Genomic DNA, 12057 nt, shown 5'->3' with positions numbered 1-12057 from the left:
GTGTTAATGCATTGGCACTAACGAAAAAATGGGCGTCATGTGATGCCCATTTTTTATGGCTTTACTAGGGACTACTGACCTTCCACGTTTATTTTGCAGCAACCTGTTTGGTTTTTAGACGAGTTAAGGTACTAGTGGTGTGATTATTCCACGTAAATGGTACTCAACAGCCCTATAAGGCTACCTTTTATTCTCATTATTAATACCTTCCAGCCATTAAAACACTTTCGACAACTTCCCTAATCACATGCGATTAAGGTATGATCTGACCTAACTTGCTATAAATTAAATGAACACATGACTACAATCGTTTTAGCTACTGGTAATCAAGGTAAAGTAAAAGAACTCGCCGCTTTACTGGCAAATAAAGGCATTACTGTTAAGCCACAAAGTGAATTTAATGTATCAGATGTACCGGAAACAGGCACAACCTTTGTTGAAAATGCGATCATTAAAGCCAGACATGCTGCTTATGTAACTGGTCTGCCAGCAATTGCAGATGACTCGGGTTTAGAAGTAGACGCATTGCAAGGGGCTCCGGGAGTATATTCAGCGCGATATGCTGGTGAAAGTGCTAGCGACAATGACAATAACCAAAAATTACTCAAAGCACTTCATGGTGTACCGAAAGAATTACGCAGTGCTCGTTTTCATTGTGTACTTGTATATATGGCGCATGCGAATGATCCAACACCTATTATCTGTCATGGTGTATGGGAAGGCAGTATCGTTACTGAGCAACGCGGTGAACAAGGGTTTGGTTATGATCCGCTCTTTTGGCAAGATGACTTACAAATGACCTCAGCACAACTTAGCCGTGAACAAAAAAATGCATTAAGCCACCGCGGAAAAGCACTTGCTCAACTCGCCACTCAGCTTGAAGCACTATAAGCATGTTAATTGCACCACCATTATCACTTTATATCCATATACCTTGGTGTGTTGAAAAGTGCCCATACTGCGACTTTAATTCACATGCTTTAAAACATGAAATACCAGAGCAGGCATACGTTACCGAGTTAATTAAAGATTTAGACGCTGATATAAAACGTTTTTCATTATCTCACCGACCATTGCATTCAATTTTTATTGGCGGTGGGACACCTAGCTTATTTAGTGCAAAAGCAATCGCTGATTTATTAAATCAAGTACTGCAACGATTTGACTATAACAATGATATTGAAATTACACTTGAAGCAAACCCCGGAACAGTAGAAGCAGATAAGTTTACGGGCTTTTTTAACGGTGGAGTATCACGTTTATCAATCGGTGTCCAAAGCTTTGCATCCGATAAACTCATTAAACTTGGCCGTATTCATGACAGCAATCAAGCGCAACGTGCAGCTACATTAGCGCATCAATGCGGTGTTAAAACCTTTAATTTAGATTTAATGCATGGTTTACCAAATCAATCACTTGAAAGTGCGCTAGATGATATTAATACCGCTATAAGCATCGCCCCTACTCATCTTTCTTGGTATCAATTAACAATTGAACCAAATACTGCCTTTTATTCTAAACCACCGAAGTTACCCGAAGATGAAACACTGTGGGATATTCAAGATAAAGGGAGTGCTTTGTTAACGCAAGCTGGTTACCAACAATATGAAATTTCAGCCTTTGCTAAGCCAGGATTTGAATGTCAGCATAATCTCAATTATTGGCAATATGGAGACTACCTTGGCATAGGATGCGGTGCGCATGGAAAAATTACCGATGTTATAAACCAGCAAATACATCGTACGATTAAAGTTAAGCACCCTAAAGGCTACTTAGACACAGGCCGTCTCCACTTAGACCAACTATTGTCGGTCGCAAAAGAAGATCGCCCCTTTGAATTTATGATGAATCAATTAAGGCTTTTCTCAGCCTTTAATGAAACTGATTTTGAACAAAGAACAGGTTTACCATTCTCGGTGGTGGCGTATAAAATGCAGCAAGGACAAGAAAAAAACTTATTGCGCGCAACAAACGGTAATTGGCAGGTAACAAAGCTAGGCCATAGGTATTTAAATAGCTTGTTAGAAGAGTTTTTATAACATGGCGGAACATACCACCCAAGAAGAGCTTGATCAGGCCTTTATGGCCAAGGCCTATGCGTTAGCTTTGCAAGCAGAGCAACTTGATGAGATACCCGTTGGTGCGATTGTCGTCGCTGACAACAAAATTATTGGTGAAGGTTTTAACCAATCGATAATGCAACATGATCCTTCCGCACATGCTGAAATGATCGCAATACGCCAAGCAGGAAAAGTGCTCTCAAACTATCGAATGCTTGACTGTACGTTGTACGTTACGCTAGAGCCCTGCCCGATGTGCGCAGGATTGCTTGTTCATAGCAGAATTAAACGTGTTGTTTTCGCTACCACAGACGAAAAAACAGGTAGCGCAGGTAGTGTGTTTGACCTGACTAATAACAGCAAACTTAACCACCAAATTGATGTGACTTCAGGTGTAATGGCACAAGAGTGTAGCGCGTTACTCTCTCGCTTTTTTAAACGACGTCGGCAAGAAAAGAAAGCAGAAAAACAAGCAAAGAAAATCGCGAATAGCACGATTAACAATTCTGACCACTGATAATGCGATCGACGTAATAATGCAATGCATGTGTTTAGTGATTATCTGCAAAAGGGTAATAACTTAAGCATTCTTTAAATGTAAATAATACACAAGCATTGCAGGTGATTTAGACTCACTGTAAGGAAGCTTATTGCTTTCAGCTTTTACTGAGTTTCATTGTAAAATGCTTTCATCTATTGTTTATCTCAGACAACGTTATCATCGCCCTGTTTAGCGAACACTAATAGCAATATTTTTAAACCATCAAGCCACTCTGACAAATGTGCGTCTTTCTACTCGTCAGTGTCAGCCATCCTTGGCTAACAAGCATTATCGTCTAAAAAAAGCACTTGCTGTTATCGCTTTAAATGGGGAGTGGTATACATCATACCTATTGCTAAATAACGAAAAGCTCCATCACGGCAATTTAGCATTAAAAAGCTACTTGAAAACAATGTAATTAATATTGTTAAAACTAAGCTTTACAGGCTAATCCCAGAATGAACGATCACTGCCTCCATAAGAGGCGCTTTTAAGTTAACAATAAAAAAAGGAAGCCAAATGGCTTCCTTTTCTATTAATTGCCGCTAATTATTTTTCCACTTTAGACATATCGCCCGCTTTAATAATCGCAAACGCATCTACCGTTAAGTACTTACGCATAACATTATTAATATCTTCAGCTGTCAATTTTGCAATTTGTGCCTCATATTTTTTGCTAAATTGCATGGTGCGATCGAGACGTAAATTAGTATTTAATTTACCTGCAAGTTCTCTATCTTGAGAGCGACTTACTTTACGACCTTGCAATAAACCTGATTTAGCTGCCGCAACTTCTTCAGCCGTAAAACCATCTTTAAGCATACGAGCAATTTCTTCTTTAAAGCCAATTTCAACTTTCGCCAAATTTTGAGGTGCACATATAGCATAAGCTCCTAATGCAGCTCGTTGATCGAAGTCGCTAATATTTAAGAAAGATCCTGCACCGTAGCTTAAACCATCTTGCTGACGTAAGCGTGTTGCTAATCGACTATTTAAAAAGCCACCGCCTAACATATAATTGCCAATGGTCAGTGCCGGTGCATCCGGATGGTTTTGCCCAACAGGAATACTAATTGAAGCAACAAAGGTAGCATTTTCTTTATCAGGAGTGTTAAAAGTCATGGTTTCATTTGACAGTTTTTTGTAAGGATTATCGATACGGGAATAACCTTTACTACTTTGCCAATTAGCCGTCATTTCATCTAAAACTTTAGTTGTCGCAGCTTCATCAAAATCACCCACTACAGTAATTTGCATACTAGATGCACCATAGAAGTCTTTATGGAACTGACGAACATCCTCTAAAGTTACAGCACCTAATGCCGCTAACATTTCTTCAAATGTTGGTACATAGTTTGGGTGCCCTTTTGGATATGGACTTTGATGACGAGAATATGCTTTAAAGGCAATACGTTGTGGGTCTTGTAACTGCTGCTCGATACCAACTTTTGTTTCACTCTTATACAGATCGAACTCTTTCTCACTAAACGCAGGTTTTTGTAGCACTTCACCAACGAGTTTTAATGTGTCATTTAAGTTTTTACGTGTGGTATTGACTGTAACATACGCATAGGTATCACCACCGCCAACATTCACTTGTGCTTCTAACTTATCAAATGCTTCTTTAAGCTGTTCACGCGTATAGTTCTCAGTACCACGCATTAACATAGCACCTGTTGCATCACCAACAGCATTTAAACCTTGCAAAGAAAGTAAGTCACCCATTTGCATATTAATTCGTACAACAACAGACTCACCACGTGTTTTCTTAGGCAATAAAGCTACTTTAACACCAGTATCTAATTTGCTGATTTCTGTACGTTTATCAATGTTATCATGTGAGGGTTCAAAAGCTTCCCCTTGCGCTACAGCTTCACGACCTTTATAGCCTTCAACCATAGCAGAAACACTCTCTACTTGAGGAATTTCAACACGTTCAGGTTTCTCAGCAGGAATAAATTTACCCACAGTTCTGTTATTACGTGTGATATAACTTGCAGCAACTCGATTTACATCATCAGCCGTTACTTTTTCAATACGATCTCTATTTAGAAATAATAAACGCCAATCCCCCATGCCAAGCCATTCGCTTAACTCCATTGCAATTCGCTCTGAAGAGTTAAACGCTAACTTTGTATTTTTTAAAATTGTGCGTTTTGCTTTTTCTACCTCTTCTGACGTAATTGGGTTAGCGCTAATATCTTCTAATGTCGCGAGGAATGCTTGTTCGGTTTTCGCTAACTCAGTTGTCTTGTCAACTTCAGCCATAAAGATCGCTACACCAGGTTCAGCCCATTGAAAATTAAAACCAAAGGCATTACTAGCAAGCTTTTTCTCAACCAATGACTTATGTAATCGACCTGTTGCTTGCGCCGTTAATACTTCGTTCAATACGTCAATAGCAGCAAAGTCTGGATGAGAGCCTGCTGGTACGTGATATACCGCACCTAGCATTTGAGCATCACCTACTCGGCGAATATTGACTTCTCTTTCGCCATCTTGTGCAGGCTCTTGTGTATACAATGGCGCAATTACGCGATCTGGTTTTGGAATTTTACCAAATGTCGCACTTATCTTATCCAACATTACATCAACATCAAATTTACCCGCGATCGTTAACGTAGCATTATCTGGTTGATAGTACTTTCGATAAAAAGCTTGTAATCGATCAATTGGCACATTTTCTAAATCAGCACGAGCACCAATAGTAGACTTGCCGTAGTTATGCCACTCAAAAGCAGCCGCCAACATACGCTGTATAGTAATTCTAAACGGATTATTTTCACCACGTTCAAATTCATTACGCACAACGGTCATTTCGCTATCTAGATCTTTTTTCGCAATAAACGAATTGACCATACGATCTGATTCCATGCTTAATGCCCAGTCAATATTCTCTTCTGTAGCAGCAAAGGTTTCAAAATAGTTAGTACGATCAGTCCATGTTGTGCCATTGGGTCTAGCACCATGAGAACTTAATTCCGCAGGAATATCTTTATGCTTAGGTGTTCCTTTAAAAACAAGATGCTCAAGCAAATGAGCCATACCTGTTTCACCATAATTTTCATGTTTAGAGCCAACATGATAAGTAACATTTACTGTAACCGTTTCTTTGGTGTTGTCTGGAAATAATAAGACTTGTAAACCATTATCAAGTTGATATTCAGTGATCCCTTCTACAGAAGTCACTTGTTTGATTTTTTCAGCAAAAGCAGCAGGTGCTAACGTTGTTACACAAATAGACGCTGCTAAGGCGATTTGTGACGGTTTAAACCATGTTTTTAACATTATTATTCTCTTTTTACTAAGGTAATAACAATGTAGCAAAGTGTTAATTAATTGTTAAAGATGTAACTAAATCTTTTAGAATAAGTTTGTAACATTTTGTGTAGAATTATGAACACTTGATAAATCAGCAAGTTAATGACTCAAGTGAAGATTAAGATGGGATTAGCTAAGCGAACGGTAGCGAGTATTAATTTACGCTACCGTTATGAGTGCAGTTTAGTTCTTGACTTTCTTGAATAAAATGCGTCAAACGACGACTATTCACCTTTACTTTGTGTCTATTCATTAAGCGCTTACGCTGAATCGAATGTGACACTTTACGTGCTTTTTGCATATTATTACCTCCTATTTTATGCGTTATGCCTGATGCACACTTATATAGACCATGCTATTAACAAAAGTTCAATAAGCGCTTTTACTAATATGGTATCTACGAGTGCTATTATCAAGACATTTTATGACAGTTTAATGAAAACAATCGAATAATGTGTAAAGAGATATGAATAACGACTTTATTGTTACTGTGCAGCAGGTACGTCGGGTATAGGTTTTTCAGCCACCTTACTCGCTGGAATTTCTCCTGTCTGCTTTTCTATTTCAACTGCTTCCTGCAATCGGTGTTGTTCAGCTTCTTGCTGTTTCTCATCCATCCACGTTAACGTATCGTAATAACGCCTAATATTGTCTACATAATTAACCGGCTCATCGCCTCGCGCATAACCATAACGTGTGAATTTGTAATATTGTTTCTGTTTTAACAATGGCAAACGTTGCTTAACATCAACCCACCTGTCTGGATCACCACCTTGTAACCGCGTTATCTCGCGTGCGTCATTTAAATGACCTAAACCAACATTGTATGACGCTAAGGCAAACCAAAGCCTGTCTGGATGTGGCACACGTTCAGGCATTCGTTCAAACATTTGTTGGAAATATTTTGCGCCACCGCGAATACTTTGCTCTGCATCGATACGGCTTTTAATGCCCATTTGTTTTGCCGTAGGCAAGGTTAACATCATCATGCCTCTAACACCTGTATGCGATCTCGCTTTAGGGTTCCAATGAGATTCTTGATAGCTAATGGCAGCCAACAAGCGCCAATCAATCTCTTGACCATATTTTTCAAAAAGTGGTCGATAAGTCGGCAATATTGTTTCCACTGCTTTAATAAAGGTACGGGTATCAACATAATTAAACTGTTCTACATGCCCAAAATACTTATCATCAAGCGCTAATAATGTGCCGTTATGATGAATTTGGCCAAAAAACTCAATTAAACTAGCAAGTACGGAATCATCGCCGCTTTTACTAACAGGCCAAGCAAGTGGTGCAGATTCTTTGATGGTAAACCCGATACTAATTTCGGGGTAATAGCGTCGACTTACTGACAAAGTGTGACTGTCAATAATGGTATAATCTACTTCGTCGTTTAAAATACGAATTAAAATTTCTTCGCTATCTAATGCTTTAGTTTCAAGCCAGCTAAGTGAAGATTTTGACTTTTGTAAATCTTGTAGGTTTTCAACATGACTCGAATTTGCTGTTACGATTAGCGTGCCTGTCAAGTCATCAAGGTCACGTGGACGCTCATTCCCTTGTTTAAAAACAAGTTTCTGGCTTATTTGATTATAACTTGGTGCAAAATCATACCGTTTTAAACGACTATCTGTAATTGTTAAACCAGCGGCTAGAAAATCAACTTCACCGTTATCCAACAATGAAAAAAGCTCTTCCAAGCTGTAACTCGCGACAATTTTTAATTCAACACCTAAAAAGTCGGCATACTTCTTTGCTAGCTCATATTCAAAACCAGTTTCCCCTTCAGCACCAATATAATAACTGGTTAAGCCATATAAGGTACCAACTGTGATATAGCCTTGCTTTGCAACTTTTGTGAGTCCTGAATTCTCTGGCTTGTCTCGACAGCCACTAAGGCCAAAAACCAGAGGAATACACAACAGCAAAACAAGGAGTAAGTTTTGATAATGTTTATAACGTACAGCGTTCATAGTTCCATTGTGGCGTGCTTTTATTTTTTATCATAGTCTTTTTTTAATTTTACCTAAAACAAACAAGGAAATTTTTTTACTATTGCCCTGCTTTTACACTATAATACGCGCGATTTTTAATCCAATAAATCCAACCTTGGTGACTACATAATATGGCGATGTTGATTCAAACTCTTCGTGGCGCTCCAGCCTTATCTGATTTTCGTATTAAGAAACTACTTGATCAGTGTGCTGAACTTAGCCTTCCTGTAACCGATATTTATGCCGAGTTCACGCACTTTGCACACTTAAATGCTGAGCTTAATGAACATGAAACAACCGTATTAGCAAAACTGCTAACCTACGGTCCTAAAATTGAAGAACATGAGCCTACTGGTACATTTGTACTTGTAACACCTCGTCCTGGCACTATTTCACCCTGGTCATCAAAATCTACAGATATTGCACATAACTGTGGTCTTAACAAAATTATTCGACTAGAACGTGGCCTGGCTTATTACATTGAAAGTGCTGAACTTTCAAACGAACAGCAACAGCAATTAAATGGCTTAATTCATGATCGCATGATGGAAGTTACATTTAGTGACTTTGCACAAGCACAAGCACTGTTCGCAACGGCTGAACCCGGCAAACTTAATGCGGTTGATATTTTAACGGGTGGCCGAGATGCATTAGCTAAAGCAAATATTGAACTCGGTTTAGCCTTAGCTGATGATGAAATAGAGTACCTTGTTGAAAACTTTACAAAGCTTGGTCGTAACCCGAATGACATTGAATTGTATATGTTTGCACAAGCGAATTCAGAGCATTGTCGTCATAAAATTTTCAATGCTGATTGGACAATTGATGGCGAAGTACAGCCTAAATCATTATTTAAAATGATTAAAAACACATATGAAACTAACCCAGATTTCGTATTAAGTGCATATAAAGATAATGCTGCGGTAATGGTCGGCTCAGAAGGTGGACGCTTTTTCCCGAACCCTGAGAGTAAAGAATACGGTTATCATCATGAAGATATTCAAATTCTGATGAAGGTTGAAACCCATAACCACCCAACGGCAATATCTCCATATCCTGGTGCAGCGACTGGTTCAGGTGGTGAAATTCGTGATGAAGGGGCTACAGGTATCGGTTCAAAACCTAAAGCGGGCTTAGTTGGTTTTACTGTTTCTAATTTACGTATTCCTAACTTTGAACAGCCTTGGGAAACAGACTTTGGCAAGCCTGAGCGCATCGTATCTGCATTAGATATAATGACGGAAGGCCCTCTTGGTGGCGCAGCGTTCAATAATGAATTTGGACGCCCTAATATTTTAGGTTACTTCCGTACCTATGAAGAGCAAGTTGATTCATTTAACGGTAAAGAAATTCGTGGTTATCACAAACCTATCATGCTTGCTGGCGGTCTTGGTAACATTCGTGACGAGCATGTGCAAAAAGGTGAAATAAACGTTGGTGCTAACCTTATCGCCTTAGGTGGCCCAGCAATGAATATCGGCTTAGGTGGTGGTGCAGCTTCGTCAATGGCATCAGGTCAATCCGCCGAAGATTTAGATTTTGCATCCGTTCAACGCGAAAACCCAGAAATGGAACGCCGTTGTCAGGAAGTTATTGATCGTTGTTGGCAACTTGGAGATGAAAACCCTATTCTTTTCATCCATGATGTAGGTGCTGGTGGTTTATCGAACGCCTTCCCTGAACTTGTTGCAGATGGCGGTCGAGGTGGTAACTTTGAATTACGCAATGTGCCAAATGATGAACGCAGCATGTCACCATTAGAAATCTGGTGTAACGAATCTCAAGAGCGTTACGTATTAGCGGTATCAGATGAAAAGCTAGCCATTTTTGAAGAAATCTGTCGTCGCGAGCGTGCTCCTTTTGCTGTTGTTGGTAAAGCGATAGAAGAAGAGCACCTTACCTTAACTGACGCTCACTTTGCTAACGATGAACAATTGAATAAGCCTATTGATTTATCACTTGATTTATTATTAGGTAAGCCACCTAAAATGCATCGTAACGTTACAAGTAAACAAGAAACAGGTGCTGCACTTAATTTAGTAGATGTAACCCTTGAAGATGCTGCTGATCGTATTTTACGGTTGCCAACGATAGCAGAAAAAACCTTCCTTATTACCATTGGTGACCGCTCGGTAACTGGCATGGTAGCACGAGATCAAATGGTTGGTCCTTGGCAAGTACCTGTTGCTGACTGTGCAGTAACTACCGCTGCGCTTGATTCTTATCATGGTGAAGCCATGTCAATGGGTGAACGTACGCCAGTTGCATTACTTAACTATGGAGCATCAGCACGATTAGCGGTTGCAGAATCATTAACAAACATAGCGTCTGCTGATATTGGCGATTTAAATCGCATTAAACTTTCAGCAAACTGGATGGCAGCAGCTGGTCATCCAGGCGAAGATGCAGGCCTTTATGAAGCAGTTAAAGCCGTAGGTGAAGAACTTTGTCCTGCGCTCGGTTTAACGATTCCTGTTGGTAAAGACTCAATGTCGATGAAAACCAAGTGGCAAGAAAATGGTGAAGAAAAAGCAGTTACTGCGCCACTTTCATTAGTGATCACCGCTTTTGGCCGAGTTGAAGACGTGCGTAAAACGGTGACACCACAACTAAGAACCGATATGGGTGATACCCGAATCATTGCGATTGATTTATCAGATGGTAAAAATCGTTTAGGTGGTTCGTGTTTAGCGCAAGTATACAAGCAACTTGGTACTGAAACTCCTGATGTTGATAACCCTGAAACGCTAAAAGGTTTCTTTAATGCGATTCAAACCCTCGTCGCCGATCAAACGTTAATTGCTTATCACGATAGAAGTGACGGTGGTTTATTTACTTCTGTTGTTGAAATGGCGTTTGCTGGTCACACTGGTGTTGATATCGATCTATCAGCACTTAAAGGTGACAATCTAAGCGTGTTATTTAATGAAGAGCTAGGTGCCGTTATTCAAATTCGCGAACAAGATACAGAGCATGTTCATCAAATATTTGAGCAACATGGTATTTTATCGCTATGTACAGATATTGGTCGCATTAATAATGACGATACTATTCGCTTTTCACGCGATAATGAAACAATACTTGAGAACAGTCGCACATACTTCCGTACCGTTTGGGCTGAAACAACACTCAATATGCAAGCGTTGCGCGATAACCCTGAATGTGCACAACAAGAGTTTGATGTTAAGTTTGATACTGAAGACCCTGGATTAAACGTAGCATTAACCTATGATATTAACGAAGACATCGTTGCAAACTTAATTGCTCAAGATGCACAATCTGGTGATAACCCTAAAGTCGCTATTTTACGTGAACAAGGGGTAAACTCTCACGTTGAAATGGCAGCGGTTTTCGATCGTGCGGGCTTTAAAGCAATTGATGTACACATGTCTGACGTTTTATCTGGACGAATAGATTTAGCACAATTTAAAGGCTTAGTTGCCTGTGGTGGTTTCTCTTATGGTGATGTATTAGGCGCCGGTGAAGGTTGGGCAAAGTCTATTTTATTCAACGCTAACGCTAGAGAAATGTTTAAAACATTCTTCCACCGCGAAGACACCTTTTCGCTAGGTGTATGTAACGGTTGTCAGATGTTATCAAACCTAAAAGAAATAATTCCGGGGACAGAAGCGTGGCCACATTTCGTACAAAATAAATCAGAACGTTTTGAAGCTCGCTTCTCATTAGTTGAAATTCAAGAGAGCCCTTCTATTTTCTTCAAAGGTATGGAAGGTTCTCGTATGCCAATCGCTGTGTCACATGGAGAAGGTCGTGCAGAATTTGTAAATGAAGATGCGATTGCTGCTACCAACGATTCAGGAACGGTTGCTATGCGTTATATTAATAACTATGGTGACGTAACTGAAACTTATCCAGCTAATCCTAACGGCTCGCCAGATGGTATAACCTCGTTAACCACAACAGATGGACGTGTAACCATTATGATGCCTCATCCTGAGCGTGTTTTCCGTACCGTAGCGAATTCATGGCACCCAGATGATTGGCAAGAAGACTCGCCTTGGGTACGTATGTTCCGTAATGCGAGAAAATTTGTTGGATAAACCATTATTAAAGCCCTGCATCTGCAGGGCTTTTTTGTCATCAACGGACAATACTTATATACTGCTTATAGCTGTTT

Annotated in this window: 7 protein-coding genes; 4 read left to right on the top strand and 3 right to left on the bottom strand. The window is 39.7% G+C overall.

Annotated features, from left to right (window positions below; all coding sequences use genetic code 11):
- Positions 1–297 precede the first annotated feature (297 nt).
- Genes QUE09_RS06075 through tadA form a run of 3 tightly spaced genes read left to right on the top strand, consistent with a single transcriptional unit; the run spans position 298 to position 2577 of the window.
- Entirely contained in the window at positions 298–891 is a 594-nt protein-coding gene (locus QUE09_RS06075; RefSeq protein ID WP_286235309.1) for an XTP/dITP diphosphatase, read from the top strand.
- Positions 892–893: 2 nt separating this feature from the next.
- Positions 894–2039 carry a radical SAM family heme chaperone HemW gene (hemW, locus tag QUE09_RS06070; protein ID WP_286235308.1) on the top strand — a complete coding sequence of 382 codons (1146 nt, stop codon included), beginning with the start codon at positions 894–896 and terminating at the stop codon, positions 2037–2039.
- Between the two features lies 1 nt (position 2040).
- Positions 2041–2577, top strand: coding sequence for a tRNA adenosine(34) deaminase TadA (gene tadA, locus QUE09_RS06065; protein ID WP_286235307.1), 537 nt, complete (start codon positions 2041–2043; stop codon positions 2575–2577).
- A gap of 573 nt (positions 2578–3150) precedes the next feature.
- Here tadA and QUE09_RS06060 read toward each other — a convergent pair.
- The 3 genes from QUE09_RS06060 to mltF all read right to left on the bottom strand — a co-directional run bounded on the left by QUE09_RS06060 (position 3151) and on the right by mltF (position 7898).
- A complete protein-coding gene (locus QUE09_RS06060) occupies positions 3151–5889 on the bottom strand; it encodes a M16 family metallopeptidase (RefSeq protein ID WP_286235306.1) in 2739 nt (912 codons plus the stop codon).
- A gap of 187 nt (positions 5890–6076) precedes the next feature.
- On the bottom strand, positions 6077–6223 hold the full coding sequence (locus QUE09_RS06055; protein WP_286235305.1) for a hypothetical protein: 147 nt from the start codon (positions 6221–6223) through the stop codon (positions 6077–6079).
- Positions 6224–6407: 184 nt separating this feature from the next.
- Positions 6408–7898 (bottom strand): membrane-bound lytic murein transglycosylase MltF, encoded by a 1491-nt coding sequence (gene mltF / locus QUE09_RS06050; protein ID WP_286235304.1) that lies wholly within the window; start codon positions 7896–7898, stop codon positions 6408–6410.
- 152 nt (positions 7899–8050) lie between these two features.
- Here mltF and purL point away from each other — a divergent pair, with 152 nt between their 5' ends.
- Positions 8051–11980 carry a phosphoribosylformylglycinamidine synthase gene (gene purL / locus QUE09_RS06045; RefSeq protein WP_434017282.1) on the top strand — a complete coding sequence of 1310 codons (3930 nt, stop codon included), beginning with the start codon at positions 8051–8053 and terminating at the stop codon, positions 11978–11980.
- The last annotated feature ends 77 nt before the right edge of the window (positions 11981–12057 follow it).

It is taken from the genome of Thalassotalea sediminis, assembly GCF_030295915.1.
Lineage (GTDB): Bacteria > Pseudomonadota > Gammaproteobacteria > Enterobacterales > Alteromonadaceae > Thalassotalea_C > Thalassotalea_C sediminis.
The sequence above is the reverse complement of the archived record's forward strand: the minus strand, read 5'-3'. Positions and strand labels throughout refer to the sequence as shown.